At 60.6% G+C, this 26384-nt stretch carries 25 protein-coding genes; 11 read left to right on the forward strand and 14 right to left on the reverse strand.

The features are described 5' to 3' along the window. The first annotated feature begins 336 nt into the window (after positions 1 to 336). The 4 genes from A7K61_RS30980 (at position 337) to A7K61_RS05305 (ending at position 5970) form a co-directional block, all read left to right on the forward strand. Positions 337 to 525 (forward strand): hypothetical protein, encoded by a 189-nt coding sequence (locus tag A7K61_RS30980; protein WP_003193064.1) that lies wholly within the window; start codon positions 337 to 339, stop codon positions 523 to 525. A 186-nt stretch (positions 526 to 711) separates the two neighbouring features. Then, positions 712 to 2637, forward strand: coding sequence for an IucA/IucC family siderophore biosynthesis protein (locus tag A7K61_RS05295; RefSeq protein WP_069557103.1), 1926 nt, complete (start codon positions 712 to 714; stop codon positions 2635 to 2637). After that, positions 2627 to 3847 (forward strand): MFS transporter, encoded by a 1221-nt coding sequence (locus A7K61_RS05300; protein WP_069557104.1) that lies wholly within the window; start codon positions 2627 to 2629, stop codon positions 3845 to 3847. Before A7K61_RS05295 ends, A7K61_RS05300 begins: the two co-directional genes overlap by 11 nt. A gap of 2 nt (positions 3848 to 3849) precedes the next feature. After that, on the forward strand, positions 3850 to 5970 hold the full coding sequence (locus A7K61_RS05305) for a TonB-dependent receptor (protein ID WP_069557105.1): 2121 nt from the start codon (positions 3850 to 3852) through the stop codon (positions 5968 to 5970). 66 nt (positions 5971 to 6036) lie between these two features. Here A7K61_RS05305 and A7K61_RS05310 read toward each other — a convergent pair whose 3' ends face one another. From A7K61_RS05310 to A7K61_RS05340, 7 genes are all read right to left on the reverse strand, one after another. Further along, positions 6037 to 6582 carry a DUF2058 domain-containing protein gene (locus tag A7K61_RS05310; RefSeq protein ID WP_003193073.1) on the reverse strand — a complete coding sequence of 182 codons (546 nt, stop codon included), beginning with the start codon at positions 6580 to 6582 and terminating at the stop codon, positions 6037 to 6039. A gap of 25 nt (positions 6583 to 6607) precedes the next feature. Further along, positions 6608 to 7441 carry a nucleoside triphosphate pyrophosphohydrolase gene (gene mazG, locus A7K61_RS05315; RefSeq protein ID WP_044275008.1) on the reverse strand — a complete coding sequence of 278 codons (834 nt, stop codon included), beginning with the start codon at positions 7439 to 7441 and terminating at the stop codon, positions 6608 to 6610. A 153-nt stretch (positions 7442 to 7594) separates the two neighbouring features. Further along, positions 7595 to 9838 (reverse strand): GTP diphosphokinase, encoded by a 2244-nt coding sequence (relA, locus tag A7K61_RS05320; RefSeq protein ID WP_003193076.1) that lies wholly within the window; start codon positions 9836 to 9838, stop codon positions 7595 to 7597. A 121-nt stretch (positions 9839 to 9959) separates the two neighbouring features. Then, positions 9960 to 11312, reverse strand: coding sequence for a 23S rRNA (uracil(1939)-C(5))-methyltransferase RlmD (rlmD, locus tag A7K61_RS05325; protein ID WP_032895882.1), 1353 nt, complete (start codon positions 11310 to 11312; stop codon positions 9960 to 9962). Beyond that, positions 11312 to 12214: a cysteine synthase CysM gene (gene cysM / locus A7K61_RS05330; protein ID WP_003193080.1), complete on the reverse strand. Its 903-nt coding sequence runs from the start codon at positions 12212 to 12214 to the stop codon at positions 11312 to 11314. Before cysM ends, rlmD begins: the two co-directional genes overlap by 1 nt. A gap of 105 nt (positions 12215 to 12319) precedes the next feature. Then, positions 12320 to 12919 (reverse strand): tRNA-uridine aminocarboxypropyltransferase, encoded by a 600-nt coding sequence (locus tag A7K61_RS05335; RefSeq protein WP_069557106.1) that lies wholly within the window; start codon positions 12917 to 12919, stop codon positions 12320 to 12322. 7 nt (positions 12920 to 12926) lie between these two features. Continuing rightward, positions 12927 to 13820 (reverse strand): LysR family transcriptional regulator, encoded by an 894-nt coding sequence (locus A7K61_RS05340; protein WP_032895879.1) that lies wholly within the window; start codon positions 13818 to 13820, stop codon positions 12927 to 12929. 257 nt (positions 13821 to 14077) lie between these two features. Between A7K61_RS05340 and speB the strand changes: the two genes are divergently transcribed. Then, on the forward strand, positions 14078 to 15028 hold the full coding sequence (gene speB / locus A7K61_RS05345) for an agmatinase (protein ID WP_069557107.1): 951 nt from the start codon (positions 14078 to 14080) through the stop codon (positions 15026 to 15028). Positions 15029 to 15162: 134 nt separating this feature from the next. Continuing rightward, complete coding sequence (locus tag A7K61_RS05350) at positions 15163 to 16545, forward strand: sodium:solute symporter (RefSeq protein WP_069557108.1); 1383 nt, start codon at positions 15163 to 15165, stop codon at positions 16543 to 16545. A gap of 177 nt (positions 16546 to 16722) precedes the next feature. Here the strand turns inward: A7K61_RS05350 and A7K61_RS33535 are convergent, their stop codons facing one another. Both A7K61_RS33535 and A7K61_RS05355 read right to left on the reverse strand, forming a co-directional pair. Then, a complete protein-coding gene (locus A7K61_RS33535; RefSeq protein ID WP_256557706.1) occupies positions 16723 to 16845 on the reverse strand; it encodes a PA1414 family protein in 123 nt (40 codons plus the stop codon). Positions 16846 to 16987: 142 nt separating this feature from the next. Further along, positions 16988 to 17881 (reverse strand): LysR family transcriptional regulator, encoded by an 894-nt coding sequence (locus A7K61_RS05355; protein ID WP_069557109.1) that lies wholly within the window; start codon positions 17879 to 17881, stop codon positions 16988 to 16990. Positions 17882 to 17985: 104 nt separating this feature from the next. Here A7K61_RS05355 and A7K61_RS05360 point away from each other — a divergent pair, with 104 nt between their 5' ends. After that, positions 17986 to 19164 carry an MFS transporter gene (locus A7K61_RS05360; protein ID WP_069557110.1) on the forward strand — a complete coding sequence of 393 codons (1179 nt, stop codon included), beginning with the start codon at positions 17986 to 17988 and terminating at the stop codon, positions 19162 to 19164. Here the strand turns inward: A7K61_RS05360 and A7K61_RS05365 are convergent. Both A7K61_RS05365 and A7K61_RS05370 read right to left on the reverse strand, forming a co-directional pair. Then, the gene (locus tag A7K61_RS05365) at positions 19108 to 19506 is read right to left on the reverse strand and encodes a DUF2177 family protein (RefSeq protein WP_044275016.1); all 399 of its coding nucleotides are present in this window, start codon (positions 19504 to 19506) and stop codon (positions 19108 to 19110) included. The two genes, A7K61_RS05360 and A7K61_RS05365, sit on opposite strands and share 57 nt — an antisense overlap. A gap of 111 nt (positions 19507 to 19617) precedes the next feature. Beyond that, entirely contained in the window at positions 19618 to 20454 is an 837-nt protein-coding gene (locus A7K61_RS05370) for a S1 RNA-binding domain-containing protein (RefSeq protein WP_044275017.1), read from the reverse strand. Between the two features lie 323 nt (positions 20455 to 20777). On the opposite strand from A7K61_RS05370, the gene A7K61_RS05375 reads away from it, so the two are divergent. From A7K61_RS05375 to A7K61_RS05385, 3 genes are all read left to right on the forward strand, one after another. Further along, entirely contained in the window at positions 20778 to 20957 is a 180-nt protein-coding gene (locus tag A7K61_RS05375) for a hypothetical protein (RefSeq protein ID WP_003193095.1), read from the forward strand. 212 nt (positions 20958 to 21169) lie between these two features. Then, positions 21170 to 21892, forward strand: coding sequence for a TorF family putative porin (locus A7K61_RS05380; RefSeq protein ID WP_044275019.1), 723 nt, complete (start codon positions 21170 to 21172; stop codon positions 21890 to 21892). Positions 21893 to 21958: 66 nt separating this feature from the next. After that, entirely contained in the window at positions 21959 to 22825 is an 867-nt protein-coding gene (locus tag A7K61_RS05385) for a DUF6279 family lipoprotein (RefSeq protein WP_069557111.1), read from the forward strand. A 13-nt stretch (positions 22826 to 22838) separates the two neighbouring features. On the opposite strand, the gene A7K61_RS05390 is transcribed toward A7K61_RS05385, so the two are convergent. From A7K61_RS05390 to A7K61_RS05400, 3 genes are all read right to left on the reverse strand, one after another. Then, positions 22839 to 23666 carry a copper resistance protein B gene (locus tag A7K61_RS05390; RefSeq protein ID WP_069557112.1) on the reverse strand — a complete coding sequence of 276 codons (828 nt, stop codon included), beginning with the start codon at positions 23664 to 23666 and terminating at the stop codon, positions 22839 to 22841. Between the two features lie 10 nt (positions 23667 to 23676). Further along, positions 23677 to 25398, reverse strand: a complete 1722-nt coding sequence (locus A7K61_RS05395) for a copper resistance system multicopper oxidase (RefSeq protein WP_069557113.1) — start codon at positions 25396 to 25398, stop codon at positions 23677 to 23679. 126 nt (positions 25399 to 25524) lie between these two features. Beyond that, positions 25525 to 25914: a transcriptional regulator gene (locus A7K61_RS05400; protein ID WP_069557114.1), complete on the reverse strand. Its 390-nt coding sequence runs from the start codon at positions 25912 to 25914 to the stop codon at positions 25525 to 25527. A gap of 153 nt (positions 25915 to 26067) precedes the next feature. On the opposite strand from A7K61_RS05400, the gene A7K61_RS05405 reads away from it, so the two are divergent. Continuing rightward, complete coding sequence (locus A7K61_RS05405) at positions 26068 to 26343, forward strand: hypothetical protein (RefSeq protein ID WP_044275027.1); 276 nt, start codon at positions 26068 to 26070, stop codon at positions 26341 to 26343. The last annotated feature ends 41 nt before the right edge of the window (positions 26344 to 26384 follow it).

A 26384-nucleotide genomic window follows, 5' to 3' on the forward strand; every position in this document is an offset into this window, starting at 1 on the left:
CGGGGCGCTTAAGATCAAAATCAAAAGCAGATCAAGAGCGGCTCGCTTCGCATCGTGGTTACCGTCTGCTGCTACAGCCTACAAAGTTGTGTAGATACCTATGGCTTGCCTGCGATGGCGGTGCCGAGGTCAACCTGGCCGCCCGGAACATGAAACTTTTGTCATAAAGCCCCGGTGGTGGCGACGCAATGCCTCGGTTTACGCGGCCTCCAGCATTGTTGCGCTTCCTGCAATGAATTATTGCGCGCAAAATCAGTTTACTTAGCAAGCTAACAAATCATATAACAGAGGCCTGCGACGACTTGCCGCAGATCAACCAGAGATTGGAGCAAGCAGATGACTGTAAAAGTAACTGAACGCGACGATGAACATATGTCCCATGAGGCCGTAGGCCACGGGATTCACATCTGGGATGTCCATCAGCAAGACGTATTGGTCGGCATGTTTCACAACGAGAGCGACGCCCATAATTATAAGAACGAGCTCGAAACTCTCGAACTGCAACGCCAGGCAAAAAGCTCCTGAAGCTCTGAAATCATGTTGACGCCCGGCCCACGCAGCCGGGCCGTCTACAAGAAACCGCGCCTTTGGAGCGCGGTTTTTTTGTCAATAATCGCCAAAAATTAATGTAACAAAAACACACACAAATAATGATTCTCGATATCATTCGTTCGCTTTTCATTCAGGCTCACGAATCAGGGAATCAATTTGATGCATGGAAACAGCAGCAAGCCGGAAAACGCGTTACTGAAACGCTGGAGCGAAGCACTTGCCACCGCGCAATTTCAGGCCAGCCACATCAGCCTCCAAGCCCTGATCAAAACGCTGGCACCCGCCGCCGAACGTAGCTTCCAACGCCTGATCCAAGCTTTGTTTCGTGAAAGCCTGCTGGACCCCAGCACCCTCATTTATGACGAACATGGGCATTGCTCACTGACACTGCCTTGCCAGGCCCGACTGCGTTTCGAACATTTGCGTCCTGGCCGCATGGCAAGCTGGGACCTGCGCGGCGAAGTCATCCTGTTGCGCCAAGGCCAGCCCGAACAGAAAATCCAGTTCCCCTCACAGTTGTTGACGTTGCTTAACGCCAGCCTTGAGTCGCCTGCCGACCGGGAAGTGCTCAACCGCCTCAACGTTGAGATCGACGACAGCTTCATCAACGACACCTTGTGCCTGGCCTTCCATGAGCAATGGACGCTCAAGTTGCAGGCGTCCATGGACCCGGTGCATCAAGACAACCTGCTGAGTCATCTCAAAAACAGCCCGAGCGTTATCAACCCGACTTCCGTGCTTGAACAGTGGGGAACATTGGGTCACCCATGGCACCCCAACTACAAGACCAAGCTGGGCCTGAATACCGAGCAAGTCATCGACTATTCGCCAGAGTTCGAAGCACGCTTCCCGGTGCTGCTGTGTGCGCTACATCGCCAGTTTGCCCATGTCGAAAAGTTGGCCGGTACCGCCGATTACTGGCAGTGGTGGAACGAGCACTTCCCGCAAGCGGCACAGCAATTGACCGCAGCCCTGCAAGCACAGGGTCTTGAGGCAGGCGATTATCTGCCATTGCCCGCCCACCCTTGGCAGGCACGCCAGGAGCTGCCCCAACTGTTCGCCAACGAAATCGGCGACAAGCTGCTGGTGCTGACCGATATCGTCGCGTTTACCGCCCACCCCACCATGTCATTCAGGACCGTGTTACCTGAGGGCCGTCGCGATGCGCCGATGGTCAAGCTGCCCGTGTCACTGCGCCTGACCAGCGTACAGCGCACCGTATCGCCGCGCTCAGCGCGCATGGGTCCACGGATCAGCCATCTGCTGCTGAGCATCCTGGAACGCGAACCGGTCATTCAAAAACGCCTGAACATCGTTCCCGAGCGGATCGGCGTGCATTTCCAGCCACAACCGGCCAATGATGAGCACGCTCGCCACCTGGCGGTGCTCTATCGCGACAATCCCCAGAGCCAACTCCAGCCGGACGAAATGGCCGTACCGGTGGGCAGCCTGTTTGCCATTGATCAACACGGCCAGCCACTGCTACGCCAGTGGGTGCGCCTGAGCCAAGGCAAGGATGACGCGGCGGCCATGCTCGCGTTCTTCCATGACTACGCAGCGATCACCGTGCCAGCACTGCTGGGCATGTATTTGCGCTACGGCATCGCTTTTGAGGCCCATCAGCAAAATTCCTTCATGGTGATGGCCGCAGACGGACAATTGAGCCGCCTGTTGCTGCGCGACTTCGGCGATATCCGAATCGACCGCAAGACCTTGCACGCCCACGGCCTGGACATTGAACTGCACGACCCGAAGATGACGCTGTACGACGACGCCGGTTTCGTACGGGACAAACTCCTGCACACCGTATTCATGTGCCATCTGGGCGAGCTCATCCTGCTTGCCGCGCGCCACTTCGACATCCCCCAGGCGCTGCTCTGGGATGAACTATCGGCACAGGTCAGCCAGTGTTTTGACGACCTGCGCTCGCAGGTTGATCCGCAGCGCTGGGCCACCGAACGCGAAGCACTGCTGGAGCACGCGTGGCCGGCCAAGTCGTTCATGCGCATGCGCCTGCTGGAGAGTCATGCCGATATCGTCGGGCGTCTGCCTAACCCGTTGAGCGCGGCCGCCAATGCCGACTAACAACACAGCGCTGCGGCTGCTGGTGGTGATTCAGTTGGTGTCGATGGGAGCGATGGAAATGAGCGGCCCGTTCTGGCCGCTGCAAATCCAGAAGCTGCTGGGCGTTGCCAATGCTCAGTACACCGGCCTGCTGTCTTCGCTGGTGTATGCAGGGCCAATGATGGCGGCGATGATTCTCACACCCATGTGGGGGAAACTGGGCGACCGCACCGGCCATAAGCTCATGATTATCCGCGCGCTGCTGGCGTTAGCGGTGTGCCAGGCGCTGGCTGCAATTACGCCTGATCCATGGTGGCTGGTGGCTATCCGTGTAGTACAAGGCGCATTGGCCGGTTTCATCGCCGCAGCCCAAGCCTACGCGCTGGCCTGCTGCGGTGACGGCGGACGGGGGCACATTCTTGCCCGGCTGCAATCAGCCACCGCCGTAGGTTCCCTGGCCGGGCCGGTGTTGGGCGGCTGGCTGATGGACATATCCGGTTTCGCATTGCTGTGCTACAGCGCCACCGGCGTCTGCCTGTTGTGCGCGATAATCAGCGCGTTCTTACCCAGCGACTCACCACGATCGAGACCCGCCCGCACGTCCCAGCCTGCCGCACTCCCCAAAGGCTGGATTGGCGCGATGCTGGGGATCATCGTATTGATCCAGGCAGCCAGGATGATGCCGCAACCGTTTTACGCCCTGTATGTCGCCGAGGTTTTGCACGCACCCGCGTGGCTGATCGGCGCCAGCTATGGCGCCAGCGCCTTGACCCTGGCACTGTCCGCGCCGTTGTGGGGCCGCCTGTTCGATCGGCATCAGCCAGCCCATACGCTGCGCATCATCGAGTGGGTCACCTGGGCCTGCGCGCTCACGCTGGCCTGCACGGCACTGGCCAGTGAATGGTCGGGTTTTATCGCCAGCCGGCTGCTGTGGGGCGTGTGGCAGGGTGCTTTGTTGCCCGTGGCCTACACACTGATCGCCACTACCGTAGCGCACAACCAGCAGGGTTTTGCCCTGGGCATGGGCAACAGCGCCGCCAAAGCCGGTGCACTGTGCGGCGCACTGTTGGGCGGTATCGGCATGGGATGGGTGGGCCTGGCGCACAGCTTCTGGCTGGTCGCACTGACCTACGCCTTGGCCGCCGTGAGTATCCGCGCCATCCGTTCGTTTGCGCGAGCGCCTGAGACATCCGATTTTTCTGTCAATACTTCTAATAACTCTGAGACATGATCATGAACACATCGCAATGGGCAGTACTGCTGCCACTTCTTGGGTCGATAAGCGCCCCTGCCTGGGCCGATCAGACCGAGCAGACACCGGCAACGCCGACCAGCCTGCAACTACAGGCGACAGTGGTTTCGGCCACGCGCAGCGAAACCAGCATTGCGCAGATTCCAGGCTCGGTGCAGGTGATCAATCAAGAGCAGATCCGCCAGCAGACGGGTGCAGGACGTCGGGTCGCCGATATCCTCGGCCAACTGGTGCCTGGCATTGCGCCTTCCAGCGGCGGCATGAGCAACTTCGGTCAGACGCTTCGCGGGCGTAATACCCTGATCCTGATCGACGGGGTTTCGCAAAACGCCACGCGCGATAACTTCCGCCAGCTCAACAGCGTGGCACCAGAAAGCATCGAGCGTATCGAAGTGATCTCTGGCGCCAGCAGTGTCTACGGCGCAGGCGCATCGGGCGGCATCATCAACATCATCACCAAACGCAACCAAGGTGAAGACCTGGCGTTCAGCAGCAAGATCGGCATGACCGCCGGCAACAACCTCAGCCACAAGGGGTTCGCTTACCAGGCGTTCCAAAGCGCCACCGGGCGCAAGGGCCCGGTGGACTGGTACCTCTCGGGCAACACCGTGCAGCGCAACGATCAGTTCGACGGTAATGGCAAGCGCATTCCCCAGGACACGTCCCAGGGCAGCAACATGGACACCGATACCTACGACCTGCAAGGTCGCTTCGGCTATGAGCTTGATGATGACAAGAAGATCAGCCTGTCGCTGCAAGACTATAAAGACGAACAAGACACCCGCTACACCAAGAACCCACGCATCACCAGCGACGCAGTCGCCGTAAAAGGCCTGGACCTGGGCGACCAACCCTACACCCATAACCAGGCGGTCAACCTCAACTACGCCGACAAGGATTTCTACGGCCAGGGCCTGCAGGTCGAAAGTTACTGGCGGCGGGCCGACGCCCTGTTCTTTCCAGACCTGTCCCGAGGCCGGGCAGGCGTGTCAGACAACAACAGCGTGCAGGACGTCTACGGTCTGCGTGCGGCGATCGATACCCAGATGCCAGACATCGGCCCAGCAACGGGCAACCTGGTATGGGGCGCGGACTACGACCATGAAACCTCACGCCAGCGTGGCGACCAATACCGGGTCAATGGCCTGACCTACACCAAAACCGGTACCACGTTTGAACTGGGCCCAGATATCGAGACCACCACCAAAGCCATCTTTGGCCAACTGTCCTACGACATCGACAACTGGACCTTGCGCGGTGGCGTACGTCGCGAGTGGATTGAGAGCAAGGTCTCCGACAGCATCGCGTACGGCGAAATCGTCCAGACCGGCAACCGCGCGACACTGCCCGGTGGCACGCTCAAATACGATGACACGCTGTATAACCTCGGGGCGGTGTACCACCTGACCGACAACCAGGATGTGTTCGTCAACTTCAGCCAGGGCTTTTCCCTACCGGATATCCAGCGCTTCCTGCGTGATGTGAGCAGCAAATACGATATCCAGGACCTCAATGCCCAGGCCCTTAAAGTCGACAGCTACGAGCTGGGCTGGCGTGGCGATTGGGACAAGTGGCAGGCCAGTGTCACCGCGTATGAAAACACCTCGGATGTCACGCAGTTCTATGATGCCAATGATCGTGTGCTGCGCCTGATCAATCAGAAAGAGCGCGTGCGTGGCGTCGAAACCGGCCTGACCTATAACATCACCGACCAATGGTCCGTCGGCGGTACTTACGCGTACGCCAAAGGCGAGACCCAGCAGAACGGCAAGTGGATCGACTTGCCTGCCACCCGCATCTCTCCCGCCAAGACCACAGCCTTTGTCGGCTATGAGCGTGACGACTACAGCCTGCGCTTGCAGGGCATGCGCCTGGCCAATTACGACGCGGCGGCCAAGGACAACAACGGTCGCGATATCCAGGGCTACACCCTGGTTGACCTGCTCGGCTCGGTAAGGCTACCGGTAGGCCGCCTGGAAGGTGCGGTGTACAACCTCACCAACCGCAACTACCAGAACATGTTCGCCCAGGCCAACGCCCGCGCACCGTACCCGAATGCCGAGGGTCGTACCTTCAGCCTGAGTTACGCCGTGGATTGGTAACAGGCTGACGCTGAACGCTTAAAACACAAACCCCGCCTTTTGGCGGGGTTTGTCGTTTCTAGATGCTTACCACATCAGATCATCAGGGATCTGGTAAGCGGCGTACGGATCGTCCTCATCCGGCACCTGGCTTTCGGTGAGGATGTTGAGCTGCACGATACGCTCCGGCGCGCGCTCCTGGATCTTCAGCGCGGCCTCGCGCGGGATCACCTCGTAGCCGCCACCGTGGTGCACGATCGCCAGGGAACCGTTGCTCAGCTTGTTGCGCATCAGCGTGTTGACCGACAGGCGCTTGACCTTCTTGTCATCCACGAAGTTGTAGTAGTCCTCGGTGGTCAGCTTGGGCAGGCGTGAGGTTTCGATCAGTTGCTTGACCTGGGCGGTACGCGCCTTGGCCTCGGCTTTTTCCTGCTGCTGACGGTTCAGCTCCTGGTCACGCTTGACCTTCTCGGCCTGGGCCTCGGCGGCCAGGCGCGCCTGGGTGTCATCGACTTCGGCCTGGCCTTTGTGGACCAGGCGCTGCTGTTTCTGTTTCTCTTTGCCGACCTGCTTGGCCTGCTTTTGGTTGACCAGACCTGCTTTGAGCAACTGGTCGCGAAGGGAAAGGCTCATGGTGCTTACTCACTTAGGCAACTGCTCAACCGCAGTTGGACACATTCTTTTCCTGACGTTTGGCTTCACCCCAGAGGGCGTCCAACACTTCGAGGGTGCAATCTTCTATGGGTTGGTGTGTATCGCGCAATGCCTGTTCGATAAATCGGAAACGTCGTTCGAACTTGGCATTGGCGCCGCGCAAGGCGGTTTCCGGGTCGACCTTGAGGTGACGCGCCAGGTTGACCGCGGCAAACAGCAGGTCGCCGACTTCATCGGCAATGGCTGCCGAGTCGTTATCGGCCATGGCTTCGAGCACTTCGTCCAACTCTTCGCGCACGTTGTCCACCACCGGCAACGCGGACGGCCAGTCGAAACCGACCTGGCTGGCGCGCTTTTGCAATTTGGCCGCACGGGACAACGACGGTAAGGCGGTGGGCACATCATCGAGCAGGGAGAGTTGCTCGGGGGCGTCGGACTTTTCTGCGCGCTCCTCAGCCTTGATCTGCTCCCAGCGCTGCTTGACCTGTTCTTCGCTCAACTGCGGGATATCCAGCGGCGCGTACAGGTCGCCGGTTGGGAACACGTGAGGATGCCGGCGAATCAACTTACGGGTAATGCTGTCGATCACGCCGGCAAATTCGAAGCGCCCTTCTTCGCGGGCCAGTTGGCTGTAATACACCACTTGGAACAGCAGGTCGCCCAACTCGCCTTGCAGGTGATCGAAATCGCCGCGCTCGATGGCGTCGGCCACTTCATAGGCTTCTTCCAGCGTGTGCGGGACGATGGTGGCGTAGGTTTGCTTGATGTCCCACGGGCAGCCGTACTGCGGGTCGCGCAGGCGGTTCATCAGGTGCAGCAGGTCTTCGAGTGAATACATCAATCTCTTTCCGCTGGAGTGAAAACACTGAAAATCCAATGTGGGAGCGGGCTTGCTCGCGAAAGCGGTGGGCCAGTCGACACATCCGGCACTGACAAACCGCATTCGCGAGCAAGCCCGCTCCCACAGGTTACTGCGTGTTCATTCAGATTTTCATGGTGTGCGGTTGCGCCGGGTTTCGATGATGTTCGGCAACTGGGAAATCCGCCCCAGCAACCGCCCGAGTGCGTCCAAACCCGGAATCTCGATGGTCAGCGACATCAACGCAGTGTTGTCTTCCTTGTTCGAGCGGGTGTTGACCGCCAGCACGTTGATCCGCTCGTTGAGCAGCACTTGCGAGACGTCACGCAGCAGGCCGGAACGGTCGTAGGCACGGATGATGATGTCCACCGGGTACGTGAGCACCGGCACCGGGCCCCAGCTGACCTGGATGATCCGCTCCGGTTCGCGCCCGCCCAATTGCAGCACCGAGGCGCAATCCTGGCGGTGAATGCTCACGCCACGGCCCTGGGTGATGTAGCCGACAATCGCGTCGCCCGGCAACGGCTGGCAGCAGCCGGCCATCTGCGTCATCAGGTTGCCCACGCCCTGGATCTGGATATCGCCACGCTTGCCCGGCTTGTAGCCCGTGGCTTTGCGCGGGATCAGCTCCAGCTGTTCGTTGCCGCGCTCCGGCTCGACCAGTTGCTGGGCCAGGTTGACCAGTTGCGCCAGGCGCAGGTCACCGGCACCGAGGGCGGCGAACATGTCTTCGGCAATCTTCATGTTGGCCTTTTCGGCCAGCTTGTCGAAGTCCACCTGAGGCAGGCCCAGGCGCGCCAGTTCGCGTTCAAGCAAGGTCTTGCCGGCGGCGACGTTCTGGTCACGCGCCTGCAGTTTGAACCAGTGGACGATCTTCGCCCGCGCCCGCGAGGTGGTGATGTAGCCCAGGTTCGGGTTCAGCCAGTCGCGGCTCGGCGTGCCGTGCTTGCTGGTGATGATCTCGACCTGTTCACCGGTTTGCAGGCTGTAGTTGAGCGGCACGATGCGCCCGTTGATCTTGGCGCCGCGGCAGTTATGCCCGATTTCGGTGTGCACGCGGTAGGCAAAGTCCAGCGGCGTGGCGCCCTTGGGCAAGTCGATAGCGTGGCCGTCAGGGGTGAAGATATAGACCCGGTCCGGCTCGATGTCCACCCGCAGCTGTTCGGCCAGGCCGCCGATGTCGCCGAGTTCTTCGTGCCATTCCAGCACTTGGCGCAGCCAGGAAATTTTCTCTTCGTACTGGTTGGACCCGGCCTTGACGTCGGTGCCCTTGTAGCGCCAGTGCGCGCACACCCCCAGCTCGGCCTCTTCGTGCATGGCGTGGGTGCGGATCTGCACTTCCAGCACCTTGCCTTCAGGGCCGATTACCGCCGTGTGCAGCGAGCGGTAGCCGTTTTCCTTGGGGTTGGCGATGTAGTCGTCGAACTCCTTGGGAATGTGCCGCCACAGCGTGTGGACGATACCCAGCGCGGTGTAGCAATCGCGCATTTCCGGCACCAGCACGCGCACCGCACGCACATCGTAGATCTGGCTGAAGGCCAGGCCCTTGCGCTGCATTTTGCGCCAGATGGAATAGATGTGCTTGGCGCGGCCGCTGATATCGGCGTCCACGCCGGTGGCCTGCAACTCCGAACGCAACTGGCCCATTACGTCGCTGATAAAGCGCTCGCGGTCCAGTCGCCGCTCATGCAGCAGGGTGGCAATCTGTTTGTATTGGTCGGGTTCCAGGTAGCGGAAGGACAAATCCTCCAGCTCCCACTTGATATGGCCGATGCCCAGGCGATGGGCCAGCGGCGCGTAGATGTCGAAGACTTCGCGGGCCACGCGGTTGCGCTTTTCGTCATCAGCGGTCTTTACCGCCCGGATCGCGCAGGTGCGTTCGGCCAGTTTGATCAGGGCGACGCGCACGTCGTCGACCATCGCCACCAGCATTTTGCGCAGGTTCTCTACCTGGCCCTGGGTGCCCAGCACCATCGACTGGCGCGGGCTGAGGCTGGCGCTGATGGCCGCCATGCGCAGCACGCCGTCGATCAGCTTGGCCACCACCGCGCCGAAACGCTGGCTGACCAGCGGCAACGCAATGTGCCCTTCGCGCACGCCGCGATAGAGTACGGCGGCGATCAGCGAATCCTGGTCCAGCTTGAGATCGGCGAGGATCTCGGCGATTTCCAGGCCGGTGCGAAAACTTGAAGTGCCTTCGGCCCACAGGTTCTTGGCCGCATTGTCTTGCTGTTCAGACTCACGAGCGAACTCGCAGGCTGCTTTCAAGGCTTCACGGTCCAGTGCCGGGTCGACACTGACGGCATGATCCAGCCATGCCTCGAGATTGATACTGCCGTCGGTGTTGATCGGCTGGTGTGCTCTCACCTGTACCATCTTGCTTACCTTCCCTACGACGCACCTTGGATGCGCCAAAATCATCGCCGACTTTTACTGCGAGCTCCGTGGCAGTGTTCAGGCCCTGGAGAACGCAGGCCAGTCGGATTAAACGGGCATCCTAGCCCGCTTCAAATAACGCCATGGCCTCGACATGCGCGGTCTGCGGAAACATATCGAGGATCCCGGCACGCTTTAGCCGGTAGCCTTGCTTGACCAACTCAACCGTGTCCCGCGCCAGCGTGGCTGGGTTGCAGGACACATACACCAGGCGCTTGGCCCCCAAGGCTGCAAGTTTGCGCACAACCTCCAGGGCACCATCGCGGGGTGGGTCCAAGAGTACCGCAGAAAAGCCCTGTTTGGCCCATTCTGCGTCGGTCAAAGGCTGGGACAAATCGGCCTGAAAAAACTGCGCGTTATGCAAATGGTTGCTGACGGCATTGAGCGCCGCACGCTCCACCATGGCTTGTACGCCCTCCACCGCCACCACTTCGCGCACATTGCGAGCCAGTGGCAGGGCAAAGTTGCCCAGGCCGCAAAACAGGTCCAGTACCCGTTCGTCGGCTTGTGGCGCCAGCCATTGCAGGGCCTGGGCGACCATCGCCTGGTTGACCCCGGCGTTGACCTGCACAAAGTCACCCGGGCGGTATGCCAGCTCCAGATCCCAGGCATCCAGGCGAAAGCCCAGGGCCTGGCCCGGTTCGACGGGCTCCGGCTGCCCTTCCCCGTGCAGCCACAGTTGGGCGTCATGGAAGGCGCAGAATTCCTTGAGGATCTGCAGGTCAGCCTCGGACAACGGTGCCATATGCCGCAGCAACACGGCGATGGACGAACCGCTGAACAATTCGACATGCCCCAACGCCTGCGGTTTGCTCAAGCGACGCAGCATCGTTGGCAAACGCTGCATGATCGGTTGCAAGGCCTGTACCAGCACCGGGCAATCATCGATAGCGACGATGTCCTGGCTGGCCACGGCGCGAAAACCCACTTCGAGTTTCTTCGCCTTGGCGTCCCAACGTACGGCCACGCGGGCGCGGCGCCGATAACCGAACTCCGGCCCGCTCAACGGCGCTGCCCACTCCTGCGGCTCGACGCCGGCCACCCGAGACAATTGCTCGGCGAGCATGCGCTGTTTCAGGGCAAGTTGTTCTTCATGGGGCAGGTGCTGCACGCTGCAACCGCCGCAGCGGCCAACATGGGCGCAGGGTGCCGGGCGACGCAACTCACTGGCCTGGAACACCCGTTCGGTACGCGCCTCGACCACTTTGCCATGGGCGCCCAACACCCGTGCTTCCACCTCTTCGCCGGCCAACGCACCGTTCACAAACCAGGTGCGGCCTTCAAAGAACACGATGCCCCGGCCATCATTGGCCAGGCGCTCGATGGTCAGGCGCTGTTTCTTGCCCACGGGTATCTGTGGGGCCCGGCTGCCGCCCGTCGGTTGGAAGCGCAGGCCTCTCTCGTGCTTGGCCATCAGTTGGGTTCGTCGAAAATGCCGGTCGACAGGTAACGGTCGCCACGGTCACAGATGATCGCGACGATCACCGCGTTTTCCACTTCTTTGGACAAGCGCAACATACCGGCCACGGCGCCACCGGAGGACACGCCGCAGAAAATGCCTTCTTCACGGGCCAGGCGGCGGGTAGTGTCTTCGGCTTCGCGCTGGGCCATGTCGATGATGCGGTCTACCCGCGTGGCGTTGTAGATCTTCGGCAAATACTCTTCGGGCCAACGACGAATACCCGGGATGGCCGCGCCTTCCATCGGTTGCAGGCCGACGATCTGGATCGCCGGGTTCTGCTCCTTGAGGTAGCGCGAGTTGCCCATGATGGTACCGGTGGTGCCCATGGAGCTGACGAAGTGGGTGATGGTGCCCTGGGTCTGGCGCCAGATCTCCGGGCCGGTGCTGGTGTAGTGCGCCTCGGGGTTGTCGCCGTTGGCGAACTGATCGAGCACCACGCCACGGCCTTCGGCGGCCATGCGCTCGGCAAGATCGCGAGCTCCTTCCATGCCTTCTTCCTGGGTCACCAGGATCAGCTGGGCGCCATAGGCGGTCATCGCCGCCTTGCGCTCGGCGCTGCCGTTGTCGGGCATGATCAGCACCATCTTGTAGCCTTTGATCGCTGCGGCCATGGCCAGGGCGATCCCGGTGTTACCGGAGGTGGCTTCGATCAGCGTGTCGCCGGGCTTGATCTGCCCACGCAACTCGGCGCGGGCGATCATCGACAGCGCCGGGCGGTCTTTGACCGAGCCCGCCGGGTTGTTGCCCTCGAGTTTGAGCAACAGGGTATTGCTGGTTTCACCCGCCATGCGTTGCAAGCGGACCAGGGGCGTGTTGCCGACGCAATCGGCGATTGTTGGGTACTGCAAGGTCATGGCGTATTCGCAATCCAGACTGCGGGGCGCACATCATACCGGGAAAGGCCGGCGGGCCATATCACGCAAAGTGCGGTGCTTATGGCTTAAAGGCATAAGCAGCGTTTATGTCGGGTCGCCATGGTTACGCTGGAAAACTTCATCGCCCATTGCGGCAATCTGCCCTTCGATCAGCGCTTCAAAGGGTTTGAGCAGCGGCTCGAACGACGTCGGCGCTTCCAATACCTGCAAGGCTTGCGTGATCGCTTCGACCGTCGACAAGGCGCCAGGCCCCGGCGCTTTGCGCAAGCGATAGCGGGAAACGCCGCTTTCGACCAAGGTCACCCGGGGCAATGCCGCCAGCAAAGGGTTGAGGTGCAACAGCTTGCGTGCCTTGCGCCAAGTGCCATCGGGAACCACCAACAGCAGTGGCTGATCGTCAGGTGCATAGGCGTGCAGCGGCTCGGCATCATCCGCCGGGAACAACAGCCGTGCCCGATAGCCAGGCGGGTTCAATAGCGTCGCCAAGTCATCAAACACCTCCCCCACCACCAACTGCGCATTGTTCAGGCCCAACGCCGCCAACCGCGCCGTATTGAGCGCATGGCCGACCTCGCTCGGGTGCTGCAACAGCAACACGCGGGTGCGGCTGTCGAGGTGGGGGATCAGCGCACAGAGGCAGTGCGTGGTCGGGCGCAGGCAGCGCGGGCAGTGGGGTCGAGACATGGTGTGTTCAGGCCTGGTTGAGCTGGGTCTTGAGCAAATCGCGGAAGGTCTGGATCAGTGGCTCGCGGCTGCGGCCACGGCGCATGATCATCGAAAACGGTGCCTGGTAGCCGAAGGTGGCTGGCAGCAGTACACGCAGGTCGCCCTTGTCTGCCCAGGCCTGGGCGTAGTGCTCCGGCAGGTAGCCAATGTAAGCGCCCGACAGCACCAGAATCAGTTGCGCTTCCATACTTTCCACCGTCGCAGCGCTGTGCTTGAAGCCGTGGCGCGCCAGTTCGGCCTGGCTCCAGTAACCTCGCCCGACCATGCGTTGCTGGGTGATCACTTGTTCCGGGATGCGCCGCTCGTTGAACAATGGGTGCCGGGTGCTGCAATACAACCAGTGCTGTTCGCGGTACAGCGGCATGTAGACCAGCCCGCTCATGCGGTTGGAAAACGCGCCGATGGCCAGGTCCAGACGGTTGTCCTGAACCCCCAGTTGCAATTCGTAGGGGCTCATCACCGACAGGTGCAAATGCACTGCCGGGTGCTCCAGGCTGTAGGCGCCAATCACTTCAGCGAACGGCAAGGCCTTGTCGCTGACGGTGGAGTCGAGCACCCCGAGTTTGAGGGTGCCGCGCAATTCGCCTTTCAACGCAGCGGCGTATTGCTCGAAACCTTCGAGTTCGCCCAACAGGCGCAGGGTTTCCTGATGAAACAGTTCGCCCTTGCTGGTCAGGCTGAAGCCGCCACGGCCACGATGGCACAGCACCAGGCCCAAGGCAGATTCGAGTTGGCTCATGTAGGTGCTGATGGCCGACGTCGACAGGTTGAGTTCGTGCTGGGCATTGGCGAACCCTTGATGGCGCACGACGCTGACGAAGATGCGCAGCAGTTTCAAATCGGGCAAGGCGTTGGCCATGGGGGCTCCATAAACTGCAACTAACTGTAGGAGCGAGCTTGCTCGCGAAAAACCTGAGGACGCCGCGCACATTCTGGGGCTGCGCATCATCGTTGACGTTTTTCGCGAGCAAGCTCGCTCCTACAGGGATCAGGGAGTTTAACTCAGGCTTTAGTTTAGAAAAATCTGAACTAAGTATTTGCCTCTGCCGATTCTTCCCACGCCAGGCTTTTCGCAGAATCGGCCATCAATAAACAAAACAACGATGAGGCAATCCCGTGGACAAGATTCTCCACCAACCACTGGGCGGCAACGAAATGCCGCGCTTCGCCGGCATCGCCACCATGATGCGTCTTCCCCACCTGCAAACGGCCCAGGGCCTGGATGCTGCATTTATCGGCGTACCCCTGGATATCGGCACCTCGCTGCGCGCCGGTACGCGCTTCGGCCCCCGGGAAATCCGCGCCGAGTCGGTGATGATCCGGCCCTATAACATGGCCACTGGCGCCGCCCCGTTCGACTCACTGTCGGTAGCCGATATCGGCGATGTGGCGATCAACACCTTCAACCTGCTCGACGCGGTGCGCATCATCGAAGAGGCCTACGATGAGATCCTCGAGCACGACGTCATCCCCCTGACCCTGGGCGGCGACCACACCATCACCCTGCCGATCCTGCGGGCGATCCACAAGAAACATGGCAAGGTCGGGCTGGTGCACATCGATGCCCACGCCGACGTCAACGACCATATGTTCGGCGAGAAAATTGCCCACGGCACCACCTTCCGCCGCGCCGTGGAAGAAGGCTTGCTCGATTGCGACCGCGTGGTGCAGATCGGCCTGCGTGCCCAGGGGTATACCGCCGAAGACTTCAACTGGAGCCGCAAGCAAGGCTTTCGCGTGGTCCAGGCCGAAGAATGCTGGCACCACTCCCTCGCGCCTCTGATGGCCGAAGTGCGGGAAAAAGTCGGCGGCGGCCCGGTGTACCTGAGCTTCGATATCGATGGCATCGACCCCGCCTGGGCGCCCGGCACCGGCACCCCGGAAATCGGCGGGCTGACCACCATCCAGGCCATCGAAATCATCCGTGGCTGCCAGGGCCTGGATCTGATTGGTTGCGACTTGGTAGAAGTGTCGCCGCCCTATGACACCACCGGCAATACCTCGCTGCTGGGCGCCAACTTGCTGTACGAGATGCTCTGCGTACTGCCTGGCGTCGCGCATCGCTGATACAGCGTCTTCACATTAACAACCCAGGGGATCTAACAGGTCCCCACAACGATGTACCTGACTTTCGCTCGCGTGTTTACCGAGCCAGCTGCCGCCTGATCGCCCATAAAAAATATAATCGGAGAACCGCCGTCATGGCTTTGGATTTATTCGTCGTACTCATCTACGCCGCCGGCATGCTGGTGCTCGGCTACTACGGCATGCGTCGCGCCAAAACCCACGAAGACTACCTGGTCGCCGGCCGCAACCTCGGCCCATCGCTGTACATGGGCACCATGGCCGCCACGGTGCTGGGCGGTGCCTCCACCGTCGGCACCGTGCGCCTGGGGTATGTGCATGGTATTTCGGGTTTCTGGCTGTGCGCCGCGCTGGGCGCGGGCATCATTGCCCTGAACCTGTTCCTGGCCAAGCCCCTGTTGAAGCTGAAAATCTTCACCGTCACCCAGGTCCTGGAAAAACGCTACAACCCCATGGCCCGCCAGGCCAGCGCGGTGATCATGCTGGCCTACGCGCTGATGATCGGCGTGACCTCGATCCTGGCCATCGGCACGGTGCTGCAAGTGCTGTTCGACCTGCCGTTCTGGATGTCAGTACTGGTGGGCGGCGGCGTGGTGGTGGTGTATTCGACCATCGGTGGCATGTGGTCGCTGACCCTCACCGACATTGTGCAATTCGTGATCAAGACCGTCGGCTTGATGTTCATCCTGCTGCCGATCTGCCTGTACCGAGTCGGCGGCTGGGATGAACTGGTGGCCAAGCTGCCCGCGTCGAACTTCAGCTTCACCGCGATCGGCTGGGACACGATCATCACCTACTTCATGATCTACTTCTTCGGCATCCTGATCGGCCAGGATATCTGGCAACGGGTGTTCACCGCCCGTGACGAAAAGGTCGCCCAGTACGCAGGCACTTTCGCCGGCTTCTATTGCATCCTGTACGGCCTGGCCTGTGCGCTGATCGGCATGGCTGCCCATGTGCTGATCCCGGATCTGGACAACGTCAACAATGCCTTCGCCGCGATCGTCAAAGCTTCGCTGCCGGACGGCATTCGCGGCCTGGTCATCGCCGCCGCGCTGGCCGCCATGATGTCCACCGCCAGCGCCGGCCTGCTCGCCGCCTCCACCGTGTTGACCGAAGACCTGCTGCCCCGCCTGCGCGGCGGCAAGTCGTCGAGCCTGCGTATCAACCGCCTGTTCACCCTGTTGACTGGCATTGCCGTGCTGGGTATCGCCTTGGTGGTGAACGATGTGATCAGCGCCCTGACCCTGGCCTATAACCTGTTGGTGGGCGGTATGTTGGTGCCCTTGATCGGCGCGATCTTCTGGAAGCGCGCGACAACCTCGGGCGCAATCACGTCCATGAGCCTGGGCTTTGTAACCGCGCTGGTATTCATGTTCAAGGATGGGTTGGATGCAAACACGCCGATCTACTACAGCCTGGCGGTGGCGCTGGTGAGCTTTGTACTGGTGAGCTTGCTGTCGCGTCGACCCGAGAAAGTGGCGGCTGCGATGGTTTGAGCTATAACAAGGACGGGAATATTTTCTTCAGCGGGCACGACGTCGGAGGTCGCGCCCGTTTTTTTCGCCGGGTACAAAATCATTGTGGGAGCGGGCTTGCTCGCGAAAGCGGTGTGTCATTCAACCTTTTCGTTGACTGATACACCGCTTTCGCGAGCAAGCCCGCTCCCACATTTTTTAGCGGCGACGTGGCCGACGCTGCTCGTCATCCGTGCGGATCGGCACCGGTTGCAGTGGAGGCTCGATCAAGCCCAATGCAACACCAAGGTCGTGGAGCCAGTTTCGGATTTTCTCTTTCATGATTGCCCCCTTTGAGGGTAGTGCTGGCCGGCGTGAGTTCTGTCGCCGTTTCCTACAGTGATAGTAGCCCTAAGTCCTAGGTAATGCTTGAAGGAAACCACAACGAACTATTACTGAATTGATCCGAATCCCGACGGATCGTTCAAGCAATGGCACGTGTGTCTTGCACGCATCGCGGGTTGCCGTCTTGCTGCAGGTCGATCCATGCATTGAGGTTAGCGCCGAGCATACCCTTTCGCCACATCAGCCAGGTGGTCGCAGTGGCAAAAGGCCCGGTCAGCGGATGAACGGACACGCTGTCCTTGCCGGGAAGGCTTGCGAGCATGGACTCAGACATCAACGCCACGCCGGAACCCGCGATCACGCAGGCGAGCATGCCTTGGTAAGACTCGATCTCGATGGCTCGCCCCATCGCCACACGCTCGTGGGAAAACCAGGTTTCCAGGCGCGTGCGGTAGGCGCAACTGCGCCGGAACGTGAACACCGCACGGCCCGCCACATCCTGGGGGCCGCGTACTGGCGGGTGATCAGCCTCGCAAATCAGCACCAGGCGCTCTTCGCACAGCGGTACGCCATCCAGGGTGGCGATGGTCAGCGGGCCGTCGACGAAGGCTGCGTCCAGGCGTCCGGTAATCAGCCCTTCCAGCAACTCCCCACTGGGCGCCGACTGCACCTGCAGGTTCACCATGGGGTAGGTCTTGTGATAGCGCGCCAGCAGCTTGGGCAAATGAACCGCGGCAGTGCTGTACATGCTGCCCAGGACGAAATCGCCGGCGGGCTGCCCCCCTTGTACGGCGCCGTGGGCTTCATCATGCAGCGCCAGCAGGCGAGTGCTGTAGTCCAGCAGTACCTTGCCCGCCGGAGAAAGCTGCAAACGCTGGCGCTCGCGCACGAACAGGTCGACACCCAATTGCTCTTCCATTTGTTTAAGCCGGGTCGACAGGTTGGACGGCACGCGATGCAGGCGCTCGGCGGCGCGGGTGATGGAGCCCTCTTCCGCCACGGCCTGGAAAATGCGCAATTGACTGAACTCCATTACTTTCTCCAAAACTGAACAAGTTACTCACTATTATTCAATTTTACAGAAAGTCAATCCGTCTTAGCCTGCAAGGCATTCGCTTCTTTGCAGGAAACCTGAACATGTCCCCGCTGATTCGTTTACTCGCCAGCTTCGTCGCCCTGATGATGGCCATGGGCATTGGCCGCTTCGCCCTGACTCCGCAAATGCCGCATTTGCTCAGTGAAGGCCAGATCGACCTGACCGGCGCCGGCCTGCTCGCTGCTGCCAATTACCTGGGTTATTTCGTCGGCGCGGTGGACTCGATCTTTGCCCGTAGCCATCAGCATGTGCGCGGGCGCCTCTACGGCGGGTTGTGGCTGTGCGTATTGCTGACCCTGGCGTCCTCCTGGGCTAACGGGTTCTGGCCGCACTTGTTGCTGCGCTTTGGCACCGGGGTCGCCAGTGCCTGGGCCCTGGTGATGATTACCAGCCTGAGCCAGCCACTGGCGATTGCCGCTGGCCGCCCGCGCCTGGGTGCGTTGGTGTTTGCAGGGCCGGGGTTGGGGATTGTGCTGACGGGGCTGCTGGCGTTGGTTTCCAACCTATTAGGGCAAAGCTCTGCCACGCTGTGGTTGCTCTACGGGACGGTAGCGCTGGTGATGCTGCTGGCGATCCTGCCGTTTTTACCCAAGCCGGCCGTCACGGTTACTCAGGTCTCCAGCGCGGGGAGCAACGGCAGCATCGCGCACCTGTGCTGGATTTATTTCCTGTACGGCCTGGGCTACATCATCCCGGCGACCTTTCTTTCGCAGATGGCCAGCGCACAATTCCAAGGCGCCTGGCAGGCCGATCTGTTCTGGCCCTGCTTTGGCTTGGCGGCCGCGCTGGGTGTAGGGGTGGCGAGCCTGCGCCGCAAGCACCCGAATACCACCCGTCGCTGGTTGATGGCGACTTTATGGCTGCAAGCGGCCGGGGTGTTCGCCTGCCTGCTTGGCAATGGCTGGGGCTTGGCGCTGGGCGTGTTGCTGTGCGGTGCGCCATTTCTGGCTTGCATGCAACTGGTGATGGCACGGCTCAGAGAAGTCGCGCCCCATGGCTACCAACGCAGCACGGGGTTGCTGACCGCCAGCTTCGCCGTCGGCCAATTGAGCGGGCCCCTGTTGGCGTCGGTCAGCAGCCACCTCAGTGGCGGCCTGCAACCGGCGCTGGTCGTCGCCGGTACCGGGTTGTTATTAGCCGGTTCAGTACTGATCAACCGCCCGCTACCGGCGCAGCCGATTTGCACACCAGTGGCCAACGGTGCAGCAAATGGCGGTTAGGCAGGTGCCCCACGCCATGTCCATCAGCGCCAACCCGGCAGACCAACCCTGAAGCGTGGCCCAGTTGCTCAGGTCATAGGTGCCGTAGGCCACCAGGCCAAGCAAGGCGCCCAAACGCGCGGCGCGCTGCCAACTGGCGCTGGGCAAGACCACCAATACTACGCAACCGAGGACATACAGGAGATAGAACAATACCGCAGGCAACAGGCGTGGCTGATCAAGCATCAGCGCGCCGAGCAGGGATTTATAGGTGGAGCCCATGAGCACGCCGAGCCAGAGGCCGTCGAGGACCAGGAAGGCGAGCAAGGTGCCGAGGTAGGCAAAAACCGTTCTTTTCGACATGACACAACCCTGTAGAAGCGAGCTTGCTCGCGAAAAACGTACATCCGACGCCACACTGCGCCTGGAATATTTTCGCGAGCAAGCTCGCTTCTACAGGAGAGCAGCCTGTACTCAGCTTAGTTCAATGCGGTCCGCATGAATCACGATCTGCCCTTGCTTGTAGAGCGCGCCAATAGCCTTCTTGAAGTTGCCCTTGCTCACGCCGAACAAGTTGCTGATCACCGCCGGGTCGCTTTTGTCGCTGACCGGCAGGGTGCCGTTGTTGTCGCGCAACTTGGCGAGGATCTTCGAGTTCAGGCTGGAGGCCGCTTCCTGGCCCACCGGTTGCAGGCTCAGGCTGATGTTGCCATCGGCGCGGATCTCTTTGATGAACCCCTTCTCTTCCTTGCCCGGGCGCAGGAACTTGAACACTTCGTTCTTGTGGATCAGGCCCCAGTGCTTATTGTTGATGATCGCCTTGAAGCCCATGTCGGTGGCTTCGGCCACCAGCAGATCGACTTCCTGGCCCACCTGGTAGTTGGCCGGCGTCTTGTCCAGGTAACGGTCAAGGCGAGCGGTGGCGGTGATGCGTTTGGTGTGCTTGTCGAGGTAGACGTGCACCACGCAATATTCGCCCGCGGTCATCTGGCGTTTTTCTTCCGAGTACGGCAGCAGCAGATCCTTGGGCAATCCCCAATCAAGGAACACGCCAATGCTGTTGACTTCCACAACTTTCAAACTGGCGAATTCACCGACTTGAACTTTGGGTTTTTCGGTGGTGGCGATAAGTTTGTCATCGCTGTCCAGATAAATGAAAACGTTGAGCCAGTCTTCATCTTCACTGGGAATATCTTTAGGGATATACCGATTAGGCAAGAGGATTTCCCCATCTTGCGCACCATCGAGGTACAAACCAAAGTTAGTGTGCTTGACCACTTGCAAGCTGTTGTAGCGCCCGACTAAAGCCATTTCCAATACCCTCATTGCGTGGGCGGCATTCTACCCGAGTTGGGCCCTGCACGCGCGCGCGCCTGAAAAATCGCGGGCTGGCATGGCGTTCCAATGGCAGCGCCCCACTCGTCTGATCGTTCGGTTCACTTTGAGCAGGCCACCAGCGGGCCACCCAGGCTGTGGTTTCTTGCTAAAACAGTAAGTTAGCGCGTTATTTCGGCGCTGAACTTCGGCTATTTCCAACGCTGCGTATTAATTCTGAGGGATATTTGCCAAGCAATTGTCAAGTATTTCCTGTACGATGCCTGGCCAAGTTAATTTTCTACAGGTTAGTGGCCGCCATGCGTGTAAAAGCATCCAACAGCAAAGCAAAGCCAGCTCCCGCCGTTGAAACCAGCGAATCGATCAACAGCCAGATCGCTGCGTTCCTCAAGTCCGGCGGCGAAATCCAGCAAATTGCCAAGGGCGTGAGCGGCCAGACTTTCGGCCCGTCCAAGCAGATCAGCCTGGGCAAGAAGTAATAGTCTTACCCGCGCACTGCATCTGGTCCCTAAGCGTCTTGCCTTCAAGGCGCTAGGACTAGAGTTGTAACCCCCTCCTAACACCTTCAATACGCAGCTAATCGACGAACGGGCCTCAACGCCTGGCATTCGCCGGTATCCTTGCACACGTCTAGCACGGGCATCCGCCTGAACCTTTCCGTTACTGCTCCTCGCTTTTCATGGAGTGAAGCATGCTTAAACGCTGTATTTTCGTGGTCAGCATTCTGGTCGCCAGTCCTTTGGCCCAAGCGCATATCTTCCAGCGCGAATTGGGTGACTTCGACCTGAAGTTAGGTACAACCCCCAGCCGTACCATGGCCCAGGGCCTGGTCAAGCCGACCACCCCTGGCAGCGACTCGTTCCACGGTGGCCTGGACCTTACCCACGACAGCGGCCTGTATTTCGGCCAGTTTTCCCCGAACATGGGCCTGTCGTCGGCCAATAACCTTGAAGTCGACTCCTACATGGGCTTCAAGCGTCCGTTCGACCAGACCCTGGGCTACGAAGTCGGCTTGATCCACTACAGCTACCCCAAGGTCAGCCCCCTCGACAGCCAGGAGTTCTACGGCGGGCTGAACCTGCTGGGCAACCGCTTTGGCGTGTCTTTCAGCAACGACCCCGACCGCCAGGACAGCACCCTGTTTGCCGATCTGGGCGGCACCCAGCCTTTTGGCATCGGCGTCAGCATGAAGTACACCACCCATCAACTGGGCACGCCGGTCTCGGTAGAGAACGGCGCCATCAGCAGTTTCAGCGATTGGTCGGTACAGTTTTCCCGGGCCTGGAAAGGCATTGACCTGGACCTGATCTACAGCGGCTCCAGCCTCAGCGGCAGTGACTGCTCGGCCTACTCTGGACACAATTCGCAATGTGATGGGCTGTTGACCTTGAAGGCTGCACGGTCGTTTTATTGATGGGCTGAACTGTCGCACCCCGCGCAGGTTCACATGCATTAACGCCCTCCATGCAAGGACCTGCCCATGTTGCGCCGGCTCAAACTCCTGATGGTACTGCTGACCCTGAGCCTGGTGCTTGCCGGTTGTAATCGCGTGGGCCTGGCCTACCGTAACCTCGACGTGATCATTCCCTGGACCCTCAACGATTACCTGGACATGAATGCCGGGCAGAAGAGCTGGTTCAACGACACCCTCAAGGAACACCTGGCCTGGCACTGCACCACGCAATTGCCTGGCTACCTGGACTGGCTCGACCGCCTGCAGCAGATGGTCGACAGCAACCAGGTCACCGACGCCGCGTTGCAAACCCGTACTGTCGAAGCCAAACAGGCAATTGCCGAGATTGCGCGAGAAATCACCCCATCAGCCGTGCAATTGCTGCAAGGCCTGGACGATCAGCAGGTCAAGGACATGAGCGATGCCCTGGCCAAGGACCTGCGCAAACGCCAGGACGAATACCTCAAGCCGCCGCTGGCCCAGCAAATCAAGGATCGCGCCGAACGCATGAGCAAGCGCCTTGACGCCTGGATTGGCCCGTTGAGCACCGGCCAGCAAAACCGCGTGACGGCCTGGTCCATCGAGTTGGGCGCGCAAAACCAGGCATGGATCGGTAACCGCGCCCATTGGCAGGCGCAATTTATCGAGGCGCTGCAACAGCGTCACAGTGCCGATTTCCCGCAGAAAATCCAGCAATTGCTGGTGGATCGTGAAAGCCTGTGGACCCCGCAATACCGCGCCGCCTATGCCCAGACCGAAGCCGCCGCGCGCAGCTTGCTCGTCGACGTGATGGCCCAAAGCTCTGCAGCGCAGCGCCTGAAACTCACCCAGAAAATCGACAAGGTCCGCAGCGACTTCCAGGCACTCAAATGCCTGAAAAGCGCGCAGTCTTGATGCGAGCCTCCCGTCAGAACCACAGGCGCACGCCAACTACCCAGCGCAGTTGGTGAACGTCCTCGTCTTCGTCCCGTGCATATTGCGCGGTCTGACCATAAGCCCGGTTCCAGCTGACCCCAACGTAGGGCGCAAACTCCCGGCGAATTTCGTAGCGCAAGCGCAGGCCCAGTTCACTTTCTGCCAAGCCCGAACCGATACCGCGTTGCGGATCGTTCTGCGCATAGAAATTGAGTTCTGCGGTGGGCTGCAGGATCAGGCGGTTGGTGAGCAGGATGTCGTAGTCACCTTCCAAGCGTGCGGCGGTATGCCCCGATTCGCCAACAAACAACGTGGCTTCGGCCTCGAAGTTGTAGAGCGCCATGCCTTGTAGGCCAAAGGCCGCCCAGGTCTGGCTGTCACCGGGTTTGAAGTCCTGGCGCACGCCGCCGACCAGGTCCCACCACGGACTGATGGCATGCCCCCATAACGCTTGGGCTTCGGCGCTTTCAGTGCGGCCGGCAATGCGCTCGCCTTCACTGCGTAGCCACAACCGGTCGATATCACCGCCGACCCAACCCTTGATGTCCCAACTCTGCGCGTTGCCGTCGCCGCCCTGCCATTCCAACTGGTTGATCAGCAGCATCGAGTTCACGCCGCTGTCGTGCACCTGATGCCCTCCCGGCGCGTTGTAGACCGCTGCACGGTCTGCGTCGGTCAGCGCCGGAATCGGCGTACGGCTTTCGGTCAGCGCTGGCGTCGCCGGGCTCATGCCCTGAAATTCATCCTCGGCCGCCAACGCCCATGGGGCGAACCCCAGCGCGGCGAAGGCGATGCAAACGGGTAGAACACAACGGTTCATGCTCGCTTCCTTATTCATGCACGCGCACCTCACGGAACATGCCCATTTCCATGTGGTACAGCAGGTGGCAGTGATAGGCCCAGCGCCCCAGGGCATCGGCGGTGACGCGGTAACTGCGACGGGAGCCCGGTGGCATGTCGATCGTATGTTTGCGCACCTGGAACTGGCCGTTTTCGTCCTCCAGGTCGCTCCATAAGCCATGCAGGTGAATCGGGTGGGCCATCATGGTGTCGTTGACCAACACCAACCGCACGCGCTCGCCGTAGGTCAGTTGCAGGGGTTCGGCATCGGAAAACTTCACGCCATTGAACGACCAGGCGAACTTCTCCATATGCCCGGTGAGGTGCAATTCAAGCGTGCGCGAGGGGGCGCGGCCATCGGGGTCTTCGAAGGTACTGCGCAGGTCGGCATAGGTGAGCACCCGGCGGCCGTTGTTGCGCAGGCCGATTCCAGGGTCGTCCAGCTTGGGCACCGGGTTCATCGCTTGCATGTCCACCAGCGGGTTGTTCTGCTCGCTGGCGGGGTGGTTCTGCATCGCCATGCCCATGGCACTGTGATCCATGCCTTCCATGCCTGGCATATCGGCCATCGCGCCGTGGTCCATGCCGCCCATGCCGCCCATGCCCATATCGTCCATGGTCAGCCACGGGCGCGGATCCAGCGACGGTACCGGCGCGGTCGCGCCCTGCTGCCTGGCAAGGGTGCCACGAGCAAACCCTGTGCGGTCCATGGACTGGGCAAACAGGGTGTAGGCGTCTGCTACGGGCTCGACCAGCACATCGTAGGTTTCCGCCACGGCGATACGGAATTCATCGACGCTCACCGGCTTCACCGGCTGCCCATCCGCGGCGATCACGGTCATCTTCAACCCGGGAATACGCACATCGAAATAGGTCATCGCCGAGCCATTGATAAAGCGCAGGCGAATCTTTTCTCCCGGTTTGAACACCCCGGTCCAGTTCTGCCCAGGCGGCTGGCCGTTGAGCAAGTAGGTGTAGGTCTCGCCGCTGACGTCCGCAAGGTCGGTGGGGTTCATCTTCATTTGTGCCCACATCAGCCGGTCGGCAACCGTGGCCGACCAGCCCTGCTCGCCCACATCCCGGATGAAATCGCCCAGGGTGGGTTTGTGCAGGTTGTAGTAATCGGACTGCTTCTTGAGGGTCTTCATCAGGGCGACGGGGTCTTCGTCGGTCCAGTCCGACAGCATCACCACGTAGTCGCGCTGGTAGGCATACGGCTCGGGCTCCTTGGGGTCGATGACCAGCGGACCATACACGCCCTGCTGTTCCTGAAGCCCGGAATGGCTGTGATACCAGTAAGTGCCGTGCTGTTTGACCTTGAACTGGTAGACGTAAAGGCCGCCCGGCTCGATGCCCTTGAAGCTCAGGCCGGGCACGCCGTCCATGGTCGATGGCAGCAGGATGCCGTGCCAGTGGATCGAGGTGGGCTCCCCGAGGCGGTTTTTCACGCGCAGGGTCACGGTGTCGCCTTCGCGCCAGCGCAACAGCGGGCCGGGCAGGCTGCCGTTGACGGTCAACGCGGTGCGCGCACGGCCGGTCAGGTTGACGGGGGTCTGGTCAATAAACAGGTCAAATTCGCTGCCGGCGAGTACCGTGGGCTGGCCGGGGCTGGTCAGTGCCCACACCGGCGGGCGCCAAAGCCCGAGCCCGCCCAGCAGGCCGCCTGCGGCCAGGCCTTTGACGAATGTGCGTCTGGAGGTTGTGGAGTGCATGCCGATTCAAGTCCATGAGTTGAATGGCAGCAGATTAGAAGTCGCCGGCTGTCAGCAACCTTAGCGGCAGATTACCGATTCGACAGGTTCACCCGGCACCCTCGGGGGCGCCGGGGCATAAGAGGATCAGGCGATCTGGGCTTTGGAGGCCACTTCAGCGAAGGTTGCCGGATCAAGCGCGTCAGCCTGCTCATCCAACACCTGGCGCGGATGATCATTGCCCGGAATCGAGCTGTCGATCAGCGCCAGCAATTGCGCACCCAGCGCCGTCAGGATGAAGTTCTCGCCATTGCCGCCCTCTTCTTCCGGCCGCGACTCGATAAAGCCACGCTTGAACAGCAGCGCCTCGTAATCGGCAGCGGTCTTCTTCAGCGCATCCAGTTTGCCAGTGTCCTCGCCGGCCGTCGCCTTCTCGGCCGCTTCCTGCTCGGCGTATTTGCGCGGGGCAAAGCTGCCCTCGCCGTTCTGCACTTCATGCAGCAGACGTTCGATCAGATCCCAATTGTAAGCCTTCATCCTGATTCCTCCTGCAGGCCGATGGAGTTAGCCCGTCTAAGGGAGTGACACGTCCTGGCACTGGCCGTTCAACCGAACGGACGGGCGTCATTTCTCTGAACTTTCCAGAGGTTCGCCACCTCAACTGCACATCACTGCCAAGGAAGTCCGACCATGAAAACCTTGATGAAGCTGACTCTCGCCGCCACGCTGCTAAGCGCCCTGCCCGCCTGGGCCTGCACGCCCGAGGAGGCCACCGCCAAGCGCGAAGAACTCGCCAAGCAAGTGACCAAGCTCACAGAGCAGAACCCGACCAAGGCCAAGGAGATGAATGACCAGTTGCAGAAAATGGACCTGGATACCGAAAGCGCCGAGTTTCCCGACAAGTGCCAGTTGATCGATGCGCGGCTCAAAGAGCTCAAGGAAGCGGCCGCCAAAACCAAAAACTGATGGCGAAAAAAAACCGGACATCGTCCGGTTTTTTTATGCCC

Origin of the sequence: Pseudomonas sp. AP42 (assembly GCF_001728935.1) — a bacterium.
Classification (GTDB): Bacteria; Pseudomonadota; Gammaproteobacteria; order Pseudomonadales; family Pseudomonadaceae; genus Aquipseudomonas; species Aquipseudomonas lactis.